Annotated in this window: 22 protein-coding genes; 2 read left to right on the top strand and 20 right to left on the bottom strand. The window is 69.9% G+C overall.

The genetic code is table 11. The annotated features are described in order from the left end of the window. Window positions 1-161: 161 nt before the first annotated feature. The 19 genes from DFR74_RS24160 to ftsH form a co-directional block, all read right to left on the bottom strand. The gene (locus DFR74_RS24160; RefSeq protein ID WP_067514522.1) at window positions 162-2,720 is read right to left on the bottom strand and encodes an ATP-dependent Clp protease ATP-binding subunit; all 2,559 of its coding nucleotides are present in this window, start codon (window positions 2,718-2,720) and stop codon (window positions 162-164) included. A 464-nt stretch (window positions 2,721-3,184) separates the two neighbouring features. Continuing rightward, the gene (locus DFR74_RS24155; RefSeq protein WP_067514520.1) at window positions 3,185-4,129 is read right to left on the bottom strand and encodes an esterase/lipase family protein; all 945 of its coding nucleotides are present in this window, start codon (window positions 4,127-4,129) and stop codon (window positions 3,185-3,187) included. 77 nt (window positions 4,130-4,206) lie between these two features. Further along, window positions 4,207-4,767, bottom strand: coding sequence for an anthrone oxygenase family protein (locus DFR74_RS24150; protein ID WP_067514518.1), 561 nt, complete (start codon window positions 4,765-4,767; stop codon window positions 4,207-4,209). A gap of 117 nt (window positions 4,768-4,884) precedes the next feature. After that, window positions 4,885-5,484 carry an FHA domain-containing protein gene (locus DFR74_RS24145; RefSeq protein WP_228801492.1) on the bottom strand — a complete coding sequence of 200 codons (600 nt, stop codon included), beginning with the start codon at window positions 5,482-5,484 and terminating at the stop codon, window positions 4,885-4,887. Window positions 5,485-5,696: 212 nt separating this feature from the next. Further along, window positions 5,697-6,056 (bottom strand): histone-like nucleoid-structuring protein Lsr2, encoded by a 360-nt coding sequence (locus DFR74_RS24140; protein WP_067514514.1) that lies wholly within the window; start codon window positions 6,054-6,056, stop codon window positions 5,697-5,699. Window positions 6,057-6,159: 103 nt separating this feature from the next. After that, on the bottom strand, window positions 6,160-7,626 hold the full coding sequence (gene lysS, locus DFR74_RS24135; protein WP_067514512.1) for a lysine--tRNA ligase: 1,467 nt from the start codon (window positions 7,624-7,626) through the stop codon (window positions 6,160-6,162). Window positions 7,627-7,881: 255 nt separating this feature from the next. Beyond that, window positions 7,882-8,304 (bottom strand): rhodanese-like domain-containing protein, encoded by a 423-nt coding sequence (locus DFR74_RS24130; RefSeq protein ID WP_067514530.1) that lies wholly within the window; start codon window positions 8,302-8,304, stop codon window positions 7,882-7,884. A gap of 8 nt (window positions 8,305-8,312) precedes the next feature. Beyond that, window positions 8,313-8,912 (bottom strand): cysteine dioxygenase, encoded by a 600-nt coding sequence (locus DFR74_RS24125; protein WP_084538243.1) that lies wholly within the window; start codon window positions 8,910-8,912, stop codon window positions 8,313-8,315. A gap of 185 nt (window positions 8,913-9,097) precedes the next feature. Continuing rightward, the gene (locus tag DFR74_RS24120; protein WP_067514510.1) at window positions 9,098-9,892 is read right to left on the bottom strand and encodes a type III pantothenate kinase; all 795 of its coding nucleotides are present in this window, start codon (window positions 9,890-9,892) and stop codon (window positions 9,098-9,100) included. A gap of 22 nt (window positions 9,893-9,914) precedes the next feature. Continuing rightward, window positions 9,915-10,334: an aspartate 1-decarboxylase gene (gene panD, locus DFR74_RS24115; protein WP_067514508.1), complete on the bottom strand. Its 420-nt coding sequence runs from the start codon at window positions 10,332-10,334 to the stop codon at window positions 9,915-9,917. A 14-nt stretch (window positions 10,335-10,348) separates the two neighbouring features. Then, window positions 10,349-11,293 (bottom strand): pantoate--beta-alanine ligase, encoded by a 945-nt coding sequence (gene panC / locus DFR74_RS24110; protein WP_067514506.1) that lies wholly within the window; start codon window positions 11,291-11,293, stop codon window positions 10,349-10,351. An 85-nt stretch (window positions 11,294-11,378) separates the two neighbouring features. Further along, on the bottom strand, window positions 11,379-12,311 hold the full coding sequence (locus tag DFR74_RS24105; protein WP_113975264.1) for a Rossmann-like and DUF2520 domain-containing protein: 933 nt from the start codon (window positions 12,309-12,311) through the stop codon (window positions 11,379-11,381). 265 nt (window positions 12,312-12,576) lie between these two features. Continuing rightward, window positions 12,577-13,713 (bottom strand): DUF6779 domain-containing protein, encoded by a 1,137-nt coding sequence (locus DFR74_RS24100; RefSeq protein WP_113975263.1) that lies wholly within the window; start codon window positions 13,711-13,713, stop codon window positions 12,577-12,579. Between the two features lie 70 nt (window positions 13,714-13,783). Then, a complete protein-coding gene (locus DFR74_RS24095) occupies window positions 13,784-14,254 on the bottom strand; it encodes a DUF3180 domain-containing protein (RefSeq protein ID WP_228790314.1) in 471 nt (156 codons plus the stop codon). A gap of 2 nt (window positions 14,255-14,256) precedes the next feature. Further along, window positions 14,257-14,829, bottom strand: coding sequence for a 2-amino-4-hydroxy-6-hydroxymethyldihydropteridine diphosphokinase (gene folK / locus DFR74_RS24090; protein ID WP_067513302.1), 573 nt, complete (start codon window positions 14,827-14,829; stop codon window positions 14,257-14,259). 22 nt (window positions 14,830-14,851) lie between these two features. Next, complete coding sequence (gene folB / locus DFR74_RS24085) at window positions 14,852-15,226, bottom strand: dihydroneopterin aldolase (RefSeq protein WP_067513322.1); 375 nt, start codon at window positions 15,224-15,226, stop codon at window positions 14,852-14,854. Beyond that, window positions 15,223-16,041, bottom strand: a complete 819-nt coding sequence (gene folP / locus DFR74_RS24080) for a dihydropteroate synthase (protein ID WP_067513300.1) — start codon at window positions 16,039-16,041, stop codon at window positions 15,223-15,225. The genes folB and folP overlap by 4 nt, the downstream gene beginning before the upstream one ends. A 62-nt stretch (window positions 16,042-16,103) precedes the next feature. Beyond that, the gene (folE, locus tag DFR74_RS24075; protein WP_195125390.1) at window positions 16,104-16,694 is read right to left on the bottom strand and encodes a GTP cyclohydrolase I FolE; all 591 of its coding nucleotides are present in this window, start codon (window positions 16,692-16,694) and stop codon (window positions 16,104-16,106) included. 147 nt (window positions 16,695-16,841) lie between these two features. Beyond that, window positions 16,842-19,205, bottom strand: a complete 2,364-nt coding sequence (gene ftsH / locus DFR74_RS24070) for an ATP-dependent zinc metalloprotease FtsH (RefSeq protein WP_067513296.1) — start codon at window positions 19,203-19,205, stop codon at window positions 16,842-16,844. Between the two features lie 411 nt (window positions 19,206-19,616). Between ftsH and DFR74_RS24065 the strand changes: the two genes are divergently transcribed. After that, complete coding sequence (locus DFR74_RS24065) at window positions 19,617-20,564, top strand: hypothetical protein (RefSeq protein ID WP_067513295.1); 948 nt, start codon at window positions 19,617-19,619, stop codon at window positions 20,562-20,564. A gap of 12 nt (window positions 20,565-20,576) precedes the next feature. Here the strand turns inward: DFR74_RS24065 and DFR74_RS24060 are convergent, their stop codons facing one another. Then, entirely contained in the window at window positions 20,577-21,407 is an 831-nt protein-coding gene (locus DFR74_RS24060; protein WP_067513293.1) for a DUF1266 domain-containing protein, read from the bottom strand. Between the two features lie 132 nt (window positions 21,408-21,539). On the opposite strand from DFR74_RS24060, the gene DFR74_RS24055 reads away from it, so the two are divergent. Next, complete coding sequence (locus DFR74_RS24055; RefSeq protein ID WP_067513291.1) at window positions 21,540-21,791, top strand: DUF2277 domain-containing protein; 252 nt, start codon at window positions 21,540-21,542, stop codon at window positions 21,789-21,791. Window position 21,792: the final 1 nt, after the last annotated feature.

Raw genomic sequence — 21,792 nt, 5'->3', positions numbered from 1 at the left:
CTACCGGCCTCCCGCAACAACATCATCCGTGATCACACTGGACGATGTCGCTCACTTTGTCAATCGGCAGTGATCGACTCCGCAGCGGCTAGCAGAGCCCCCGGGCCATACATCAAGCCCGCCCCGACCTGGTGCGGTCGGGGCGGGCTCTGGTTCGTGACTTACTCGCCGGAGGCGGCGGCCTCGGTGGTGCCTTCGGCGGCGCCGGTGAGGACGACCTCGGGCTTCTCCTCGATGGGGGTCTTGGTCAGCTTGGCCTTGCCGGTGAAGACGAACTTGGCGTCCTCGCCGGTGCCTTCGCCGTCCCAGCCCTCGACGTCGACCTCGATGGTCTGGCCGGGGCCGATCTCGCCGAAGAGGATCTTCTCCGAGAGCTGGTCCTCGATCTCGCGCTGGATGGTGCGGCGCAGCGGGCGGGCACCGAGCACGGGGTCGAAACCGCGCTTGGCGAGCAGGCTCTTGGCCTGATCGGTGAGCTCGATCGCCATGTCCTTGTTCTTCAGCTGCGTGGCGACGCGACCGATCATCAGGTCCACCATCTCCACGATCTGCTCGCTGGTGAGCTGGTGGAAGACGATCACGTCGTCGATGCGGTTGAGGAACTCGGGGCGGAAGTGCTTCTTGAGCTCGTCGTTGACCTTGAGCTTCATCCGCTCGTAGTTCGAGCCCTCGGCGTTGGACTGGGTGAAGCCCAGGCCCACGGCCTTCGAGATGTCGGAGGTGCCCAGGTTCGAGGTGAAGATCAGCACCGTGTTCTTGAAGTCCACGGTCCGGCCCTGGCCGTCGGTGAGGCGGCCGTCCTCGAGCACCTGCAGGAGGGTGTTGTAGATCTCCTGATGCGCCTTCTCGATCTCGTCGAACAGCACCACCGAGAACGGCTTGCGGCGCACCTTCTCGGTGAGCTGGCCGCCCTCCTCGTAGCCCACGTAGCCCGGAGGGGCACCGAACAGGCGCGAGGCGGTGAAGCGGTCGTGGAACTCGCCCATGTCGATCTGGATGAGCGCGTCGTCGTCGCCGAACAGGAAGTTGGCCAGCGCCTTGGACAGCTCGGTCTTACCGACACCGGACGGGCCGGCGAAGATGAACGAGCCGGAGGGGCGCTTGGGGTCCTTCAGACCGGCGCGGGTGCGGCGGATCGCCTTGGAGACCGCCTTGACGGCGTCCTCCTGGCCGATGATCCGCTTGTGCAGCTCGTCCTCCATGCGGAGCAGACGGCTGGTCTCCTCCTCGGTGAGCTTGAAGACGGGGATGCCGGTCCAGTTGGCCAGCACCTCCGCGATCTGCTCGTCGTCCACCTCGGCGACGACGTCGAGATCGCCGGAGCGCCACTGCTTCTCGCGCTCGGCCCGCTTGGCGACGAGCTGCTTCTCCTTGTCGCGCAGGCGCGCGGCCTTCTCGAAGTCCTGCGCGTCGATGGCGCTTTCCTTCTCGCGGCGGGCGTCGGCGATCTTGTCGTCGAACTCGCGCAGGTCCGGCGGCGCGGTCATGCGGCGGATGCGCATGCGCGCGCCCGCCTCGTCGATGAGGTCGATCGCCTTGTCCGGCAGGAACCGGTCGTTGATGTAGCGGTCGGCCAGCGTCGCGGCGGCCACCAGCGCGCCGTCGGTGATGGACACCCGGTGGTGCGCCTCGTAGCGGTCGCGCAGACCCTTGAGGATGTTGATGGTGTGCTCGACGGTGGGCTCGCCGACCTGCACCGGCTGGAACCGGCGCTCCAGGGCGGCGTCCTTCTCGATGTACTTGCGGTACTCGTCGAGGGTGGTGGCGCCGATGGTCTGGAGTTCGCCGCGGGCCAGCTTCGGCTTCAGGATGGAGGCCGCGTCGATGGCGCCCTCGGCGGCACCCGCGCCGACCAGCGTGTGCAGCTCGTCGATGAACAGGATGATGTCGCCGCGGGTGTTGATCTCCTTGAGCACCTTCTTCAGGCGCTCCTCGAAATCGCCGCGGTAGCGGCTGCCCGCGACCAGGGAACCCAGGTCGAGGGTGTAGAGCTGCTTGTCCTTGAGCGTCTCGGGGACCTCACCGTTGACGATGGCCTGCGCCAGGCCCTCGACCACGGCGGTCTTGCCCACGCCGGGCTCGCCGATCAGCACCGGGTTGTTCTTGGTGCGGCGGCTCAGCACCTGCATGACGCGCTCGATCTCCTTCGAGCGGCCGATGACCGGGTCGAGCTTGCCCTCGAGCGCGGCCTGGGTGAGGTTGCGGCCGAACTGGTCGAGCACCAGCGAGGTGGACGGGGTGCCCGCCTCGCCGCGGGTGCCGGACTCCACCGGCTCCTTGCCCTGGTAGCCGGACAGCAGCTGGATGACCTGCTGGCGCACGCGGTTGAGATCGGCGCCCAGCTTCACCAGCACCTGCGCCGCGACGCCCTCACCCTCGCGGATCAGGCCGAGCAGGATGTGCTCGGTGCCGATGTAGTTGTGGCCGAGCTGCAGCGCCTCGCGCAGGCTCAGCTCCAGCACCTTCTTGGCGCGCGGGGTGAACGGGATGTGACCGGACGGGGCCTGCTGGCCCTGGCCGATGATCTCCTCCACCTGGCTGCGCACACCCTCCAGCGAAATGCCAAGCGATTCCAGCGACTTCGCCGCGACACCCTCGCCCTCGTGGATGAGGCCAAGCAGGATGTGCTCGGTGCCGATGTAGTTGTGGTTGAGCATCCGGGCCTCTTCCTGGGCCAGGACAACGACACGCCTCGCGCGGTCGGTGAACCTCTCGAACATCGCTCCCTCACTCTCCTGCTCAGACCTTCAGTGGCGTCCGACGCTTCACCCGCTGTGTGGTCAACCTGTGGTCGTCAGCCTGCCATGAAGCCCGGGGGTTGCGGCCCCCGCCTCCACTCTAGTTGGCAGGGGTCCGAGCCGCCTCCAGTCCACCCTATTGCGGACCGGCGGCAACACGGTCATTCACTCATAACGTGGCCGTCCCGGGTTTCGTTTCCGATCCGGTTTTGCCCACAGCGAACAGCGCCACACGCGGCGGCGTCGGCGAACACCGCGTCTGCCAGGCCGAACGGCCGGGCGGGCCCGATTGTTCCCGCCGACCGTCCGCACCCGCGCGGGATTCCGCCGCCCGGATACGACCTGGTTCCGGACAACCTACCGTCGACCGGCGACCAGTGGGGCGGTCATCGGCGTGGGTCCGCGCACAGCGAACACGCGAGGACGCCCTCGTCCCCGATCCGCACCTACCCCGTGAACGGCGCGGCGAACACGCAGGGCACCGGGCGCGGATGCGCCGGGTCCAGGGCGTTCAACACGAAATGCGCCGTCCGCATCGAGCCCGCGATGCCCGCATGTTCGGTGAAGTCCTGCGCGCAGCCGTCCTGCACCTCGATATTGGTGGCGTTGGGCGCGGGCACCAGGCCGTTGGTGTGCGGCACGACCGCCTCGTCGTAGCGGGTGGCGATATTCGTGTAGGTCACGTCAGGGTGGTAGACGCCGCCGGCGTTGAGGTCGGTCAGGAACGGTGAGCCCTGGAACATCTGCGGGCAGGCCATGCAGAGCTGGTCACCGAGCCCGGAGCGGAAGGCCGCGCCGATGCCGAGCCGGTCGGCGAACTGCGCCGCCGTGCCCACGCCGCCCGCGTTGGTGCCGAGCCAGGGCGGTGCGATGGCGACCAGCTTGTCCACCTTCGGCGCGCCGCCGAGCTTCTTGACGAAGTAGTTGCCGGTGAAGTTCCCCTGCGAATGCCCCACGATGTCCACCCGCCGCGCCCCGGTGGCGGCCAGCACGCGGTCGACGAAGGCGGCCAGCTGCGCCGAACTCTCCTGGATCGGGCGCATCCCGCCGATCTCCGACAGCGGCCACGGCACCGCGTGCGCCCCCGTGGTGAGCGCGTACACGCAGTACCCCTCGTTGGCCAGCAGCGGCGCGTACACGCCCCAATTCGTCTGCGCCCCACCGCCGGTCCCGTGCGCGAGCACGACGGGGTTGGGATGCTCCGCGCTCGGACGGCACGACCAGTCGTTGGCGCCCGGCAGCGAACCGCCCGGATTCGTCAGCTCGTAGGGGATGCCGGAGAAGAAGTTGTAGACCACCGGATAGCGCTGGGCGTGCGCCGCGCCCGCGGCGCTGATCCACAGCGCCGCGAGCACGAGAGCCACCGTCAGCGCACCTGGGACACGTCGCATGGGAGTTACCTTTCTGAAACCTGTTCCAGAAAGGTAACTCGAGCACTGTCCCAGATGGCACGGTTTCGGCGAGCCGACTACTGGAACTGGTTCGCGCTGTGCGCCGGAACCGGCTCGGTGGCGGGCAGCGCGGCCCGCTCCCCCTGCTGCGCGCCCGCCGCGAACAGCGCGCCGCACAGCACCAGGAAGGCCAGCGTGTGCAGCACCGCGCGAATCACGTTGTAGCGCACCCACTCCGCCTCGAACTCCGCGCGAACTGCGGCGAGGTCGGCGATGGCGCCCGGATCGCCCGCCGCCTCCAGCCCGACGTTGAGCGGCACGTTGAACGCCACCGTCACGGCGAACGCGATCACGTTGAGCGCCAAGGCGATACCGACCCAGACGAGCGTCGCGCGATGCTCCCGGCCCAGGTGCAGCGCCGCCGCCAGCGCGCTGAAACCCACCGTGCCGAGGAAGCCGATCATGAACCACGGGTTGATGATCACCACGTTGATCTTCTGCATGACCGACACCAGCGTCCGGTCGTCGAGCCCGCCGAGCGCGGGCATCACCGAGATCGCGTAGGCGTAGAAGACGCCGGCGATCAGCCCGGTCGACAGCGCGGCCGCGACGAGGGCGGCGATACGAAGCGCGATCATGCGATCTCTCCTGACTTTGCGGCCGGAGTGTCCCGGCGAGGCGATATCAGTCAATCGCGATCGCGCGCGGGCGACCATGGCCCGGACGCTCGCGCCCATGCGCGAGCGTCCACGGTCCTAGAGATCGCGCTCGGAGATGATCCCGCTCTGCATGGCCAGTGCCGCCAGGCGGACCCGCTTCTGGTTCTGCGGCAGGTTCTCCACGCCGAATTTCGCGAACAGCGTGCGCAGGTGGGTCTTGATGGCGTCGACGCTGAGGAACAGTTCCTCGGCGATCTGCTGATTGGACGCGGGCGTGGCGAAACCGGTGCCGTTCTTGTACGGCCTGCACAGCGCGACCAGCACGGCGCGCTGGGTCTCGGTGAGCGAGCGCAGGGTCGGCACCGAACTGCTGGAGGTGCGGGTCGCGTCGTCGGCCTCGGCGCCGTAGTCGTGGTAGGACAGCAGCGAGGTGCCCACCCGGATGCGGTCGCGGTCCATCAGGCGGCGGCGGCCGACCAGTCGCTCACCGTTGATGAACGTGCCGTTGGTGGACAGGCCGTCGTCCACGATGGTCCAGTGCGTGCCCAGATACTCGACGGCCGCGTGCAGCCGGGACACCTCGGCGTCCCAGCGCAGCGCCAGATCGGCCTGCGGGGAACGGCCGATGGTGACGCGCTGACGCTCCGGGCTCAGACCCAGCTCCTGCTGGCGGCCCGAGTCATCGGTGAATCGCAATACTGATCCGACGAATCCGGTCACTGCGCCGATACCTCATCTCTCCATACCGCCAGTGACAACCTTCGCACAGCCTCCATGGTGCCGCGCCCCGGCACCCGCGAGCAAGATCGAACCGCGCCGGCCCGGCGTGGCGACGTGCGGCGCGCCAGGAAACGACGCTGCCGCCCGGGCGTCGCACGATTCGCCCGGGCGGCAGCGGAATTTACCGATCAGCCCTTCGCGGCCTTGTTGTAAGCCTCGGTGATGTCGGCGGAGATACGGCCCCGCGCCGACACCTTGTGGCCATTACGGCGCGCCCACTCACGAATTGCGGCGCTTTGTTCACGATCGATGGAGACCCGGCTCTTCGGCGCGGTCGTGGCGCCGGCGGCGGTCTTCACACGGCGGCGGCCACTGGTCCGTCGAGCGCTGGAAACCCACTGCTCCAGACCGTCACGCAGCTTGGCCGCGTTCGCCGCGGACAAGTCGATCTCGTACGACACACCGTCGATCGCGAACTCGATGGTCTCGTCCGCGGTGGACTCACCGTCGACATCGTCGATCAGGCTAACGGTGACCTTCTTTGCCATGAGATGAACGTCCTCTCGAAATCGTGCGACCCGCCTCCAGGCCGATTACCCGAGGCAAGAATACCCCGAATTCGGAAATTTCCAAGACGAGATCCAAGTTACCTCAGCGAGTGACCGGACGCACAATTGGGAACAGTATCGTTTCGCGGATTCCCAAACCCGTCAGCGCCATCAACAACCGGTCGATTCCCATGCCGGTTCCCGTCGTCGGCGGCATGCCGTGCTCCATCGCGGCGAGGAAGTCCTCGTCCAGGACCATTGCCTCGTCGTCGCCCTGCGCGGCCAGCCTGGCCTGGTCGACGAACCGCTCGCGCTGGATCACCGGATCCACCAACTCCGAATAGCCCGTGGCCAACTCGAAGCCGCGAACATACAGGTCCCACTTCTCCGTGACGCCGGGTTTGCTGCGATGCTGCCGCGTCAGCGGGGAGGTCTCGACCGGGAAGTCGCGCACGAAAGTCGGTGCGTAGAGCTTGTCTCCGTATGCGTGCTCCCAGAGTTCTTCGACCAGCTTGCCGTGACCATAGCCCTTGCCTTCGGGAATTTCCAGTCCAGTGCGATCGGCGAGCGCACGCAATTCCGCGACAGACGTTTCCGGGGTGACCTCGACGCCGAGCGCATCCGACAACGAGGGGTACATCTCGACGGTCGCCCACTCGCCGCCGAGATCGTATTCGGTGCCGTCGGCGAGCGTCACGACCTGCGTGCCGAAGGCCTCCTGCGCCACTTCCTGCACCAATTCCCGGATCATCTTCGCCGAGTCGTCGTAGGTGCCGTAGGCCTCGTAGGTTTCCAGCATTGCGAACTCGGGCGAATGCGTGGAGTCGGCGCCTTCGTTGCGGAAGTTCCGGTTGATCTCGAAGACCTTCTCGATACCGCCGACCACGCAGCGCTTCAGGAACAACTCCGGCGCGATGCGCAGGTAGAGGTCCATATCGAGGGCGTTGGAATGGGTGACGAACGGCCGGGCCGCGGCGCCGCCGTGCAGCGTCTGTAGCATCGGCGTCTCCACCTCGAGGAAGCCGCGGCGCTCCAGCGCGTTGCGCAGCGCGCGCACCACCCGCACGCGGTTGCGGGCCATTTCCCTGGCCTCGGGCCGCACGATCAGATCGACATAGCGCTGGCGGACCCGCGACTCCTCGCTGAGCTCTTTGTGCGCCACCGGCAGCGGGCGCAGCGCCTTGGCCGCCATCGACCAGGAATCGGCCATCACGCTCAATTCCCCGGTGCGCGAGGAGATGACCTCACCGTGCACGAAGACGAAGTCGCCCAGGTCCACATCGGACTTCCACGACGCCAGCGCGTCGGCGCCCACACCGTTCAGGCTGATCATGACCTGCAACTTGGTGCCGTCGCCCTCCTGGAGCATGGCGAAGCACAGTTTGCCGGTATTGCGCAGGAATATGACGCGGCCCGCCACACCCACCTGCTCGCCGGTCGCGGTGTCCGGCGCCAGATCGGGGTGCGCGGCGCGGATCTCGGCCAGGGTGTGGGTGCGCGCGACGACGACGGGGTATGCCTCGGAGCCGGCTTCGAGCAGCCGCTCACGCTTCTCCCGGCGAATCCGCATCTGCTCCGGAACGTCGTCGACTTCCGCGGCGGGGCGTGCTGGGGGCGTGTTCGAGGTGCTCACATCCGCTAACCCTAGCGTGCACCGGAAATCCTTTTGCGAGCCGCCCGCACCCCGCCCCGCGGTAACGAATCCGCATCGATTCCGGAGCCCTTGCCCGGACACGACGCACCGGTCGCGGTTCCGGGCGAACCGCGACCGGTAGTCGAAAGCTGTTGGTTTACCGGGTAATTCGAGATGGAAGCGTCGAGGGGATTACAGCGAGGCCAGCGCGGTCACCTCGCGGGCGAAGTGCGGCGCGCCACTGGCGACGGTGAGCAGACCCGCGGCCTTGAGCGCCTGATAGCCGCCGACGAGGTCGGTGGCCCGGTGCAGGCCGAGCAGTTGCAGCGAGGCGGCGGCCAGGCTGGAGGTGTAGCCCTCGGAGCAGACGATGATCCATTCCACGTCGTGATCGGCGGCCAGCGCCAGGCGCGCCGAACTCGACGGGTCGAGGCGCCATTCCAGCACATTCCGCTCGATCACCAGCGCGCCGGGCAGCGTGCCCTCGCGGTCGCGCTGGGCCTGCGGGCGGATGTCGACCAGGATCGCGCCCCGCGCGAGCGCCTGGGGCACCTCGAACGCGTAGATCCGGTCGAGTCGGGCGCGGGCGTCGTCGAGCATCTGATCGATGGTCAAACGGCTCATCAGATATCACCTTCGGGCTGGTCGGTGAGGACGGTTCGGGTGCGCCGCAGGGTGCCGTGGCCGGTGACCTCGTAATACGACATGGCCGTGAGCGGCGGGGAGTAGGCGTGCACGCTGAGCGTCGGCTCGAGCGGGCCGGTGGATTCGACGACGGCGGCGGGGGCGCGTTCCACGTCGTGCACCCAGCCGATGGGGAAGGATGCCTGATCGCCGGCCGACAGGGTGCGATTGCGCAATTCCCTGCCGTTCCAACGGTATTCGGACAGCGCGCCGCTGAGCACGGTGAGCGCGCCCAGCGATCCGGCGTGGTCGTGCAGTTCGGTGGATTTACCCGGCGTCCAGCTGATCAGCCAGACGTCGACCTCGTCGTCGGTGAGCAGCCGGGTGGCCCAGCGCTCGTCGACGGGCCAGCTGCCGCCGGTGGGCAGCAGGTGGTCGTACCGGCCGGCCAGCACGTCCTCGGCGCCCTCGTCGGTCAGCCGGAGCAGATCGGCGGGACGCAGGCGGGTGGGCAAGGTGGGCGCTACGGCGCGGTGCAGCGGCGGGGTGGCCGACAGGGTGGTGCGCGCGGAATCGAGGGAAATGACAGAAGAACGCATCAGCGCATCTCCAGGAGTTCGTGACGGTCGAGGGCCTAGGGGCGGCCTCGATCGGTCGAGGCCTAGTCAGCCTCGACAACACTCCCGGGTACGCACGCGCGATGTCACGCGGCCGAGTGTATCAGCGCGCTTTCCGGATGCGGAAGCCCGGCGCCCACGTGACCCTCGCCCCATTTTCCGCGGCCCTACGCCCGCTTGCGCGCGAGATTGCGCTCGTAGACCAGCCGCAGGCCGGTCAGCGTGAGGTGCGGCTCGTGGTGTTCGACGGTCTCGGACTCCGGCACGATCAGCGGCGCGCTGATGCCGGTGGCCACCACCGCGACGTCGTCGCCGGCGAATGCGTCGAACTCGTCGCGAATGCGGTCGATCACGCCGTCCACCAGACCGGCGAACCCGAATACGGCGCCGGACTGGATGGCCTCCACGGTGTTCTTGCCGAGCACCGAACGCGGGCGCGCCAATTCCACGCGGCGCAGCGCGGCGCGTTCGATCAACGCCTCACCGGAAATGGCCACGCCGGGCGCGATCACGCCGCCGAGGAATTCGCCCTTGGCCGAGACCAGGTCCACGATGGTGGCGGTGCCGAAATCCACCACGATCGCCGCCGAGGAGAAACGCTGATGCGCCGCAAGGGCATTCACGATCCGGTCGGCGCCGATCTCTTTCGGATTGTCCACCAGCAGCGGAATTCCGGTGCGCACACCGGGTTCCACCACCACGTGCGGCACGTGCGCCCAATACTTGGCCAGCATGGCGCGCAATTCGCGCAGCACCGGCGGCACCGTGGACAGCGCCGCGACGCCCACCACGGTGTCCAGTTCCGAGCCGACCAATCCGCGCACGTGCATGGCGAACTCGTCGGCGGTCATCAGCGGATTGGTGTGCATCCGCCAGTGCCGGGCCAGCCGCGCGTGCGAGCCGCTGCCCGCGAACAGGCCGAGCTCGATGCTGGTGGTACGGACGTCGATGGTCAGCAGCATTGCTCCCCGATCCGTGCCCGCGCTAGGCGAAGGTCAGCGAGCGCGGGGAGGTGAGCCCCGATCCCTCGGGGGCGTGCGCCGGATCGGAGCCCAGTTCGACGGGGCGGTTGCGCTCGTCGACGAAGACCACCTTGGGGTCGTACTCGGCGATCTCCCGCTCGTTCATCATCCCGTAGGCGATGAGGATCACCAGGTCACCGGGGTGCACCAGGTGCGCGGCGGCGCCGTTGATGCCGATGACGCCGGAGCCGCGCTCCCCCGCGATCACGTAGGTCTCCAGGCGGGCGCCGTTGTCGATGTCGACGATGCAGACCTGTTCGCCCTCGAGCAGGTCGGCGGCGTCCAGCAGATCCTGGTCGACGGTCACCGAGCCGACGTAGTGCAGGTCGGCGTGGGTCACGGTGGCGCGGTGGATCTTGGACTTCATCATGGTGCGCAACATCTTCGTCGCCTTTCTCAGGAAGCGTGAGGGTTCGGGGCGGGCTCGGACACCGCCGGTTCCGGCTGGACCGCGAGGTTCGGGTGGCCGTCGATCGGCGCGCCCAGGGTGATCGCGGCGTTGTCGATGAGCCGGGTGGCGCCGACCTTGGCCGCCACCAGCAGCCGGGCGTTGCCGGATTCGGGCGCGGGGCCCAGGGTCGAGGAGCGCAGCTCCAGGTAGTCGAGGTCGAGGCCGGGCGCGGTGTCGAGCACCGCGCGGGCGGCGGCCAGCACGCTCGGGCCGCCGAGGCCGCCCGCGTGCCTGCCCGCGGCCAGCGCCGCCGAGAGAGTCAGCGCCGTTTCCCGTTGCGCCGCATCGAGATAGCGGTTGCGGGAGGAGAGGGCGAGCCCGTCGGCCTCGCGTACGGTCGGGATCGGGACGATCTTCAGGTCGAAGTTCAGATCGCGCACCATCTCCCGGATCAGCGTGAGCTGCTGGTAGTCCTTCTCGCCGAAGAACGCCTCGCTCGGGCGGGTGATCTGGAACAGCTTGGCCACCACCGTCAGCATGCCCGCGAAATGCGTGGGGCGGCTGGCGCCTTCGAGTTCGGCGCCGAGCGGGCCGGGGTGCACGGTGGTGCGCGGGCCGTCGGGGTACATGTCCGACACGCTGGGCGCGAACACCAGGTCCACGCCCTCGGCGCGCAGCAGCGCCACGTCGGCGTCGAGGGTGCGCGGGTACTTGTCCAGATCCTCGTTCGCGCCGAATTGCAGCGGGTTGACGAAGATCGAGACGATCACGACCTGATTGGTGCGCTTGGCGCGGCGCACGATCTCCAGGTGGCCCTCGTGCAGCGCGCCCATGGTGGGCACCAAGCCGATGGTGCGCCCGACCGAACGCAACGCCTTCGCCACGGAGGCGACGACGGCGGGATCGTGGTGCACGGTGAGTTCGCCGGGTCGATACGCTCGTTTATCCATTTCGGCGCTCCCGGTGCCCTGCGTGGTTACGCACGATGCCTCCTCCGGGCCCGTCGCTCGCGCCGGGCAGCAGCTTCGGATCCATCTACCGGCGTCCTTCCAGGAGCTCGATCAGGGCGGGGTTGGTGTCGGCGCGCTCGGCCGAGCGCAGCGACATGGCCCGGTAGCCCGCCGCGATGCGCGGGTCCACCGCCTCCAGCGCGGCCAGGTGCGCGGCGACGGCGTCGGCGTCACCGCGCGCGACCGGGCCGGTCAACGCGGATTGCCCGCGGCGCAGCGCGTTGTCCAAGGCGGCCGAGGCGAGCGGGGCGAGCAGGCGCTCGGCCAGTCCGCCCGGCTGGTCGTCGACGGTCTGCTGGCCGAGCAGGCCCGGACCGGAGAGCGCTTCGCGCAGCGCCTCGACCGCGTCCAGGATCAAGGTCACCAGATGGTTGCTGCCGTGCGCGAGCGCCGCGTGATATAGCGCACGATCGCCCTCGGACACCCGGACCGGCTCGCCGCCCATCTCGATGACCAGCGATTGCGCGATGGCGTAACCCACCTCGTCGGCGGCGGTGACGCCGAAGCAGGCGTTGCCCAGCCTGCTCACGTCCTCGTCGTGACCGGTGAACGTCATCGCCGGATGGATGGCCAGCGGCAGCGCGCCCTGCTCGGCCAGCGGCGCGAGCACGCCCACACCGTTCGCGCCGGACGTGTGCGCCACGAGGGTGCCCGGACGCACCACCTTCGCCCCGGCCAGGCCGCGCACCAGCCCGGCCAGCTCGGTGTCGGGCACGGCGAGCAGCAGCAGCTCGCTGCGCGTCGCGATCTCCTCCACGGGGAGGATCCGCGATTCGGGCAGCCTGGTCCGCGCCCGGTGCTTGGAGGCGTCGGAAATGGCGGCGACGCCGAACACCACGTGTCCGGCGCGTTCGAGTGCGACGCCGAGTGCCGAACCCACGCGTCCCGCCGAGACGATTCCCACCGTCAGGCGTGCGGGCGCGGGGTCGAAACCCGAAGCCGCGTCGTCGGAAGTCACACTTCTCGAGGTCAACGTTGTCCTCTCGATGTCGTTCCAGTCCCGCGCTGCGGGTACCGGACGTTACGAGGAGAGGATATCGGCCGGGCGTTTCCCCATGCCATGGGGCCGCGACGTGAGATATCGAACAGTGGGCGCGTGCGGCTGCGGGCGGCGGTGGGTGCGGACAGCCGCGAGGTGCGAGCGCCCGGATATCGGCCGGACGTGCGGCTGCGGCTCGTCAACCTGCTCGACCCGCGCGCATCGTGCGACGAGTCCTGCCGGCCTATCCGTCCCCGCCGCGCTCCGATTGCAGGTTCGCCATGATCTCGGCGACCGACAGGCGGCGCCCGGTGTCGCCGTTCTCCTCATCCGCCACCCGCCTGCGGCGGCGCGTGCTCGAGGTGCCGATCACCGGGGCGGGCGTTTCCGGAATCGACGGGCGCGCCGGCTCCTCGGGCGGCGGCAGGCGGCGCGGGACCGACTGTGCCTCGGGCCGGGCCGGGGTCGGCGGGCCGAACGGGCCCTCGGCGTCGGCAGCGCCGAACGCGGCGGCCGCTTCCGGCGTGCCGAACGGCTCGGCCGAATCGGGCGAACCGAGCGAGGCGCTCCGCCCGGCGTCCTCGGCGTCGGGCTCGGGGCCGAACCAGCCGCTGGGCGGGAGCGGCGGGCCGATGGACACGTCGGTGTCCGGGTCGTCCGGGGCGTACGGATGCGCGGCGGTCTCGCCGGGATCGGTGAAGGCGTCGGCCCACCCGGCGGGGGTCGAGATCGGCCCGGTGTCGTACTCGTCGTCCACCGTGACGACGGAGGTCTCGGCGGTGACCGGCTCGTCGTACGGGGTCGCGAAGGCGGGCGGGGCCGGGTGATCGGGCGAGAAGATGGGCGTCATCATGTCCGGACGGCCGTTGGCATTCGGCGAGCTACCGTTCGCCGGGCTCCCGTGCGCGCGCGGCAGTTCCTGCACCCGCGTGGCGTCGGCGCGCAGCGCGGGGCGATCCATCGGCAGATCGCCGTCGAACAGGCGCTGCAAACTCTCGCGCAGGACGGTCAGTTCGGCGCGCAGCGCGGCCATCTCCGCGGCGTCGGCGCCCACCTCCTCGCGCACCCGCGCCTCGACGCCCATCTCGTACTCGCGCCGAGCCGTGATCTCCCGCTCGAGCTGGAGTTCGTACACCGTCTGGAGATCACGCACCTTGGCGTTGTCGACGGCGGCGTCCTTGCGGTATTTCGTGGCCGCGAGCGCGCCGATCGCGGCCGCCCACAGCGCGGCTACCAGGCCGATCCTGGTGTACTGGAGGTTGTCGCTGAACACCAGGAAAATGCTGGCAACCAGACCGAGCGCCATCAGCGCGCCGACGAACAATTTTCCCGCGTGATCCCGCCGTCGACGGGAAGTGCTGCTACGGGAGGGTGAAACCATGGACGCCAGGGTAGCGGGGATGGGCCCGGGCGCACAGAAGCGGAGACGGTGATTCCACCCAGAATGTTTGCTAAGTAGTAGCCGGATCGTCCGGCGGATCCTCGGGCGCGCGGCAGCAATACTCGAGCCACAGCGCGGCGCCCACCAGCGCCAGCGCCGCGAAGAATCCGACGATCGCCCCGGGCGCGTCGGCCGCGGCGGCCCGCAGGGTGCCGCGCTGCGGGAACACCCAGAACAGGAAGCCGAGCCAGATCCCCGCCGCGATCGACCCCACCTGCAACGACGCCTTGGCCAGCGCCACCGCGCGGGCGGCGGTGATGGGGTGCAGCTGGTGACGGCCGTCGCCGATCTGGCTGTCGTTCACCCGCGACCGGATGACGAACGCCAGCACCACCTCGATCGCCGCCACCGGGTACAGGGACGCGCCCGCGAACACCGAGATGGGCGGGAAATTGCCGTAGGCGATGCGGGTGGCGATCCACGCGACCACCGCGGCGATCAGGAAGTTGATCAGCAGGTCGAGCATCCTGGTCGGCTGCAGCTTCACGCGGGCCTCCCGGCCGGCCCCCGGCGCGCGCGGACACGATCGCCGCGTTCGGGCACCTCGCGCAGCTCGAACTCGGTCCGGTGCACCCCGGCCCGCTCGGCAGGGTCGAGCGCGGCCAGCCAGTCGCGGATCGGGCGGTCGGCGCCGTCGGCGGCAAGGTGTGCGCCGGGGTCCACATCCAGCCACGGGATCAGCACGAAGGCCCGGTTGTGCGCCTGGGGGTGGGGCAGCGTCAGCTCGGGGTCGGCGCTCACCACCGGCGCGCCACGCTCCGCGCAGGTCACGACGTCCACGTCCAATGTCCTTGCCCCCCACCGCACTTCGCGCACGCGATGCGCGGCGCGTTCGAACTCCTGACCGAGGCGCAACCAGCCCCACCCGTCCAGCGCCGGGTCCTCGGCGACGACGACGGCGTTGAGGAAATCGTCCTGATCGACGCCGCCCCACGGCGCGGTCGAGTACACCGGCGACACGGCGACGACGCGCTCACCCAGCCCGGCCACCACCGAGCGCAGCTGCGCGAGCCGGTCCCCCATATTCGAGCCGATCGACAGGACGGCGCGACTCATACTGTCCCCGAACGGGATTCGTTCACGACGCGTCCTCCCTGGCGCGGGTGGTGACCACGCGGACGTCGGCGAAGGTGTGCGGGATCGGGGCCGAGGGCTTGTGCAGCACCACTTCCGCCGCGCGGATCCGGGGATCGGTCATCACGTCGTCGGCGATCTCGGAGACCACCGTCTCGATCAGATCGCGCGGCGGTCCCTGCACGATCCGCACCGCGCGTTCGGCCAGCGCGCCGTAGTCCACGGTGTCGGCGAGGTCGTCGGAGGCGGCGGCCGCGGTGAAGTCCAGCCACACGGTGAGGTCGACGACGAACTCCTGGCCGTCGCGGCGCTCGTGCTCGAACACGCCGTGACGGCCGAACGCGCGCAGGCCGCGCAGCTCGATCCGGTCCGAACTCATCCGGCCACCCGGGTGGCGGCGGCGCGGCGCCACGCGTCGGTGACGGCGATGGCGTCCAGGGAGGCGCGCACATCGTGCACGCGCACACCCCACGCGCCGTGGGTGGCGGCCAGCGCCGAGACCGTCGCCGTGGCGACCTCGCGGCCGTCGAGCGGGCGGGGGCCTTCCTCGTCGGCGAGCAGCGCGCCGAGGAAACGCTTGCGCGACGCGCCGATCAGGATCGGTATGCCGCTCGCGACGAATTCGGGCAGCGCGGCCAGCAGGGCCCAGTTGTGGTCGGCGTTCTTCGCGAAACCGAGGCCGGGATCCAGGATCAGCCGCTCCGGCTCGACGCCCGCCGCCACGGCCAGATCCACCTGCGCGGACAGTTCGGCGCGCACCTCGGCGACCACGTCGTCGTAATGGTCGGCCGGGCCGGTGTGGCGGTAGTCGGCGCCCGCGCGCCAGTGCATCAGGATCCACGGTGCATCCGCCGCCGCGACCACCTTCACCATGGCCGGATCGGCGCGCCCGCCCGACACGTCGTTGATCACCGACGCACCCGCGTCCAGCGCGGCCTCGGCCACGCTCGCGCGCATGGTGTCGACGCTGGCGGGGACGCCCGCCTCCACCAGTCCGCGGATGACCGGCATGACCCGCGCGGCCTCGGTCCTCGGGTCCACGCGCACCGCGCCCGGCCTGGTCGACTCGCCGCCCACGTCGATGATGTCGGCGCCCGCCCGGTACAGCTCCACGCCGTGCGCCACGGCCACCTCGGGGTCCAGGTAGCGCCCGCCGTCGGAGAACGAATCGCTGGTGACGTTCACCACGCCCATCACGACGCACGAGCGGCCACCGCGCGCTCGGACGACGGGGCGAGCGGACACCGCGGCCTCCCTCACTTGCGCAGGATCAGATCGAGCGCCTCGGCCCGCGAGGCGGCGTTGGACTGCAACAGCCCGCGCACCGCCGACGTGGTGGTCGACGCGCCCGGCTTGCGGATGCCGCGCATCGCCATGCACAGGTGCTCGGCCTCCACCACCACGATCGCGCCGCGCGGCTCCAGCTTGCGCATCACCGCGTCGGCGACCTGGCTGGTCAGGCGCTCCTGCACCTGCGGGCGCTTGGCGTACAGGTCGACCAGCCTGGCCAGTTTGGACAGGCCGGTCACCCGGCCGCTGGGGCCGGGGATGTAGCCGACGTGCGCGACGCCGTGGAACGACACCAGGTGATGCTCACAGGTCGAGTACATGGGGATGTCGCGGACGAGCACCAGCTCCTGGTGTCCCTCGTCGAACGTGGTGTCGAGCACCCGATCGGGCTCCACGTACAGTCCGGCGAACACCTCGCGATACGCGCGCGCGACCCGCGAGGGCGTATCGATCAGACCGGGACGGTCCGGGTCCTCACCGACCGCGATGAGCAGTTCCCGCACGGCCGCCTCGGCGCGTGCCTGGTCGAAAGCCCGGCCGGTCCCGAGTGCGACCAGCTCCGGACGGGCGGGCTGCCCGTCGCGCGCTACCTCGGTGAGCGCCGAGCCGACGACGTGATTGTTGGCCGACAAACGAGGACACCTCCAAATCCCGGGCGCCGGCAATCACCCGGCACCCCGACGTCGAGCGTAATCGGCGATCGCTCAGCGCCGACCGTTCGGTCCCTCCCAGTCGCGGTCGTCGTCCTCGCGCGGCGCGGGACGACCCTGCTCCTCGTAGCCACCCTGCTGCGGCCTGCCACCCTGCTGCGGGTCGGCCCACGGCTGGTAACCGGGACGCGGCCGCTCGCTCCAGCCACCGCCGTAGTTCTGCTGCTGCGGCTCCTCGCGCGGCGGCCAGCCGGGGGCCGACCAACCGGCGGGGGCGCCGTAGTCGGGGCGCGAACCGTGCGTGCCCGACGGGCGCGGGTACGCCTGCGTGGGCGCGTGCGGCACCGGGTGCCCACCCGTCGCGGGCTGGGCGTACTGCGGCGGCGCCTGGTATCCGCCCGCGGGCGGATAGCCGTTGGCGGGCACGGCGTCGCGCTGCTGCGCGGGCTCGGGGCGCTTGGTGAGCTCCGGCGGCGGCCACGGCTCGCCGCGCTCGGCGGCCAGCTCGCCCGGGGTCTTCACCGGCGGCTTGTCCGAGGGCACCCGGTCGCCGAAATCGTTGAACGCGGTGATGCGCGGACGCTTGTCCACCGCGGCCAGGATCTGCTCGAGATCCTTGCGGTGCAGGGTCTCGCGTTCCAGCAGCGCGGTGGCCAGCTCGTCGAGCACGTCGCGGTACTCGTTGAGGATGGCCCAGGCCTCGGTGTGCGCGGCCTCGATGAGGTTGCGCACCTCCTCGTCGATCTCGCGGGCCACTTCGTGCGAGTAGTCCGAGCTCATGCCCATGGACCGGCCCAGGAACGGGTCGCCCTGCTCCTGGCCGTAGCGCACCGCGCCCAGGCGCGCGCTCATGCCGTACTCGGTGACCATCGCGCGGGCGATCTTGGTGGCCTGGTCGATATCGGAGGACGCGCCGGTGGTGGGCTCGTGGAACACCAGTTCCTCGGCCGCGCGGCCGCCCATGGCCATGACCAGGCGGGCGATCATCTCCGAGCGGGTCATCAGGCCCTTGTCGTCCTCGGGCACCGTCATAGCGTGGCCGCCGGTGCGGCCGCGGGCCAGGATGGTGACCTTGTAGACCGGCTCGATATCGGGCATCGCCCAGGCCGCCAGCGTGTGGCCGCCCTCGTGGTAGGCGGTGATCTTCTTCTCGTGCTCGCTGATGATGCGGCTCTTGCGGCGCGGGCCGCCGATCACGCGGTCGACGGACTCCTCCAGCGCCTCACCGGTGATGACGGCGCCGTTCTCGCGGGCGGTGAGCAGCGCGGCCTCGTTGATGACGTTGGCCAGATCGGCGCCGGACATGCCGACGGTGCGCTTGGCCAGCCCGTCCAGATCGGCCTCGGGCGCGATCGGCTTGCCCTGCGAGTGCACCCGCAGGATGGCGCGCCGGCCCGCCAGGTCGGGGTTGCCGACGGGGATCTGCCGGTCGAAGCGGCCGGGGCGCAGCAGCGCCGGGTCCAGGATGTCGGGCCGGTTGGTGGCCGCGATCAGGATGATGCCGGTGCGGTCGCCGAAGCCGTCCATCTCGACCAGCAGCTGGTTCAGCGTCTGCTCGCGCTCGTCGTGACCGCCGCCGAGGCCCGCGCCGCGCTGGCGGCCGACCGCGTCGATCTCGTCGACGAAGATGATGCAGGGACTGTTCTGCTTGGCCTGCTCGAACAGATCGCGCACGCGGGAGGCGCCGACGCCGACGAACATCTCGACGAAGTCCGAACCGGAGATGGTGAAGAACGGCACGCCCGCCTCGCCCGCGACCGCGCGCGCCAGCAGGGTCTTGCCGGTGCCGGGCGGGCCGTAGAGCAGCACGCCCTTGGGGATCTTCGCGCCCAGCGCCTGGTAGCGCACCGGGTTCTGCAGGAAGTCCTTGATCTCGTAGAGCTCTTCGACGGCCTCGTCGGCGCCGGCCACATCGGCGAAGGTGGTCTTGGGCATGTCCTTGGACAGCTGCTTGGCCTTGGACTTGCCGAAGCCCATCATGCCGCCGCGGCCACCGCCCTGCATGCGGGCCATCACGAAGATGAACAGGCCGAGCAGGATGATCATCGGCAGCACGAACAGCAGGATCTGGGTGAACCAGCTCTCCTGCTTGACCACGGTGTTATAGGGCGCGCCGGAATCCTGCACGGCCTGGAAGATGCGGCCGGAGGTGTCGCTACCGCCCGGGTACTTCGCCAGGATCTGGGTCTCGCCGCCGGTGGCGTCGTTGCCGTTGTTCAGCTCGATCCGCAGCTGCTGCTCGCGGTCGTCGATCTGGACGTTCTTGACATTGCCCTTGTCGCTCAGCTGGCTCAACGCCACCGAGGTGTCGACGCTCTTCCAGCCGCGTGTGTCATTGCCGAAATAGCTGAACGCATAGATCACGAGCAGGATGCCCGAGACTATGGCCAGGGTGCGGAACACTGTCTTGCGGTTCATAGAGCGTAGGCCGGGCGGCCAGTCCTTTCCGGGTGTCTCCGGTTCTGCCTAGCGAAACGTCGGGCGCGTCGTGTCACATTCCGCCCGCACCGACCCGGGTTCCGGGTGGATCGGATGCGGACATGCCACGTTACCGCGTACGGTCTACTCGATACATCGCGCAGTGCGGCAGTTGGTGCGGTTCGACGGTTGAACGGACGGGGAACGGCGGAGGTTCCCGAGATCCCCGACACGGTTCTCGTCGAGTGGCCACAATCATGTCATGTTCGACCTATGGTGAGCGACGACACATCACCCACGCGGTGGGCGACGAGTTCGGAGGAGGCGGCTCCACGGCAACCACACCCGGATACCGCGGCGCGGCCACCCGCGCGCCACACATCGGACGAGTCGGATAAGAGCGCAGGGGGTATGGACATAGTCGAGCTACGGACACCCACGGCGATTCTGCGTCACGGTCGCGGCAGGCTCATCGTGCTGCGGCCCGGCGGTGACGGCGAGCGCGTCCTGGACGTGCCGGTCACCGACCTGCTGAAGGTGCGGCTGAACCGGCGCGCCGACGACGCCGTCGTCATCGAGATCTATCTGCGGTATCCCACCCCGGTGCTGACCGGCGTGCCCGCGGACCGCACGCCGCTGCCGGTGCTGATCGCCGAGCACGACGTGCCCGCGGCCAGCGAGATCGTCGAGCGGATCAACGAACAGGTCCTGGCCGCGCAGCGCATCGATGTGGCCGCGCCCGATCTGAATCCGCCCGCCCCCACCTGGACCAAGTCCGGGCCGAGCCGCGCCGACGTGGAGCGCGCGGTGCGCCGGATGGCGCCGCGGCGCGAGGCCAAGTCCGCGATCGCGGCGTTGCAGCGCTACGTCACCCCCGACGAGTACGTGCTCGAGACGGCGGTCACCGTCGCGCACCCGCCCGCGGGCAACGGTCCCGGGCTGCTCGCCGCGACCACGGGCAGGCTGCTGTTCGTCTCGATCGGCTCCGGCGCCCGCTACGCGCACGAACTGCCGGTCCCCGCGGTGCTGTGGGCCAGGTCGATCGAGGGTTCGGTGCCGGTCCCCGGCGAGATCGACACCCCGGGCGGCGCGACCGTCATCGAGGTGCACGACGGCAACCGCACCCTGCACTTCACCGGCGCCGACCGCGCCGACACCGAGCGGGTGGCCTGCGCGGTCAACTTCGCGGTGCGCCGCGATTCCGCCGACGGCGCCTCCGGAGCGCCCGATCCCGGTGTGGCCCAGCTGTATTCGGAATGGGAACTGCTGGTCGAACGGCATTCGCTCGGCATGGTCGACGACGGCCAGTTCCAGCGCTACGGTCGCGGCATCCTGCGCTCGCTGCCCGATTCCGGGTAGCGGGCGCGGGCCTCAGCCCTCCTCTTTCCCGTGCAGCGGGATCCGCCGCCACGGGCTGGTGGGCCGCGTCCACAGGCGCAACAGCTCCATCCGGCGGTCGACGCCGCCGTTCTTCAGTTCCGCCAGGTCCTCGCAGGCCTGCCAGTAGGTCCAGCCGGCCAGGTAGGCGTCGCCGAACTGGCGCCAGTTGCGGTACTTGCGCTGGGCCAGCGGCAGCGCGCGCATGAGGTAGCCCCACGCCACATCGGCGTCGAGGTACCCGGCGGTGAACGCCATCCTGGCCACCGCGACCACGCGGGCCAGATCCCAGGCGTGGATGTCGGCGGGCAGCGGGCGGGCGAGGTGGTCGGTGAAACCGATCTTGATGGCCTGGGACCAGATGTCGTAGTCGCGGACCAGCGCCTCGGGGTTCTCCATACCGCGGAAGGAACCGACCTGGCGCAGGAAGGCGCGGTGCCGGTCGGCGCGCTCGCCGAAGCGGTCGCGCTCGGTGGCGTTGAGCGACGCCTTCACCAACGGGTGGACCAGCGCGTAGAGCGGGGCGTGCATCCCGTCGAGCAGCTGTTCCATGGAGGCCTGCGCCTCGGTGCCGTCGGTGATGCCCCAGGCGCCGGTGAGGGTGTCGATGGCGAGCTCGCGGCGGTCGCCGAGCGGGTGTTCGCGCTCGGGACCGAGCAGCAGCGCGTCGTGGAAGGCGTCCCAGCGGGTCGAGTAGAAGCCGCCGAGCGCCAGCGCGCGCAGTTCGTCGTCGGACACCGCGGCGCCGGACCAGTGGTCCTCCTCCCGCTTGTCGAGCTCTTCGTAGGGGAAGGTCGTCAATGTGGGTATACCGCGGGCTGGCATGCCACCGATTGTTCCCCATCGATCCGGCCGGGTACCCGGATATCGCCGAGCTGCCCGCGTGTCCGGCGGTGAATTCGCGTTACCCCGCTTTCCGCACTGCCGCATCGGCCGACAGCCAGCTAATGTGCACCCATGAGTGGAAGCATCACCCGCCTGCGCGGCTTGGAACCTGCGGCTACCGAGCAGGAAATCTACGCTGCCGCACTGCAGTACGTGCGCAAGGTCGGTGGCGTCTCCGGACTGAGCGTCACCACGAAAGCGGCGGTCGACAAAGCGGTCGCCACCATCGCCGCGGCCACCACCACACTGCTCGCCGAGCTGCCCGACTCGCCGGTGGACGCGACCGCCGCCGAGCCGCCGCTGCGGCGCGCCGCGGTGGACTGAG

The organism is Nocardia puris (assembly GCF_003315035.1).
In the GTDB taxonomy this organism is placed as follows: domain Bacteria; phylum Actinomycetota; class Actinomycetes; order Mycobacteriales; family Mycobacteriaceae; genus Nocardia; species Nocardia puris.
The sequence above is the reverse complement of the archived record's forward strand: the minus strand, read 5'-3'. Positions and strand labels throughout refer to the sequence as shown.

Excerpts from the sequence above, each read along its gene's own strand:
- DFR74_RS24155 (WP_067514520.1), bottom strand. The coding sequence starts at position 4,129 with ATGCGACGTGTCCCAGGTGCGCTGACGGTGGCTCTCGTGCTCGCGGCG.
- DFR74_RS24100 (WP_113975263.1), bottom strand. The coding sequence starts at position 13,713 with ATGGTTTCACCCTCCCGTAGCAGCACTTCCCGTCGACGGCGGGATCAC.
- DFR74_RS24125 (WP_084538243.1), bottom strand. The coding sequence starts at position 8,912 with ATGCGTTCTTCTGTCATTTCCCTCGATTCCGCGCGCACCACCCTGTCG.
- DFR74_RS24120 (WP_067514510.1), bottom strand. The coding sequence starts at position 9,892 with ATGCTGCTGACCATCGACGTCCGTACCACCAGCATCGAGCTCGGCCTG.
- lysS (WP_067514512.1), bottom strand. The coding sequence starts at position 7,626 with ATGCGGATTCGCCGGGAGAAGCGTGAGCGGCTGCTCGAAGCCGGCTCC.
- folB (WP_067513322.1), bottom strand. The coding sequence starts at position 15,226 with ATGAGTTCGGACCGGATCGAGCTGCGCGGCCTGCGCGCGTTCGGCCGT.
- ftsH (WP_067513296.1), bottom strand. The coding sequence starts at position 19,205 with ATGAACCGCAAGACAGTGTTCCGCACCCTGGCCATAGTCTCGGGCATC.
- DFR74_RS24065 (WP_067513295.1), top strand. The coding sequence starts at position 19,617 with ATGGACATAGTCGAGCTACGGACACCCACGGCGATTCTGCGTCACGGT.
- panD (WP_067514508.1), bottom strand. The coding sequence starts at position 10,334 with ATGTTGCGCACCATGATGAAGTCCAAGATCCACCGCGCCACCGTGACC.
- DFR74_RS24055 (WP_067513291.1), top strand. The coding sequence starts at position 21,540 with ATGAGTGGAAGCATCACCCGCCTGCGCGGCTTGGAACCTGCGGCTACC.
- DFR74_RS24150 (WP_067514518.1), bottom strand. The coding sequence starts at position 4,767 with ATGATCGCGCTTCGTATCGCCGCCCTCGTCGCGGCCGCGCTGTCGACC.
- folK (WP_067513302.1), bottom strand. The coding sequence starts at position 14,829 with ATGAGTCGCGCCGTCCTGTCGATCGGCTCGAATATGGGGGACCGGCTC.
- DFR74_RS24060 (WP_067513293.1), bottom strand. The coding sequence starts at position 21,407 with ATGCCAGCCCGCGGTATACCCACATTGACGACCTTCCCCTACGAAGAG.
- DFR74_RS24160 (WP_067514522.1), bottom strand. The coding sequence starts at position 2,720 with ATGTTCGAGAGGTTCACCGACCGCGCGAGGCGTGTCGTTGTCCTGGCC.
- folP (WP_067513300.1), bottom strand. The coding sequence starts at position 16,041 with ATGGGCGTGGTGAACGTCACCAGCGATTCGTTCTCCGACGGCGGGCGC.
- panC (WP_067514506.1), bottom strand. The coding sequence starts at position 11,293 with ATGGATAAACGAGCGTATCGACCCGGCGAACTCACCGTGCACCACGAT.
- DFR74_RS24140 (WP_067514514.1), bottom strand. The coding sequence starts at position 6,056 with ATGGCAAAGAAGGTCACCGTTAGCCTGATCGACGATGTCGACGGTGAG.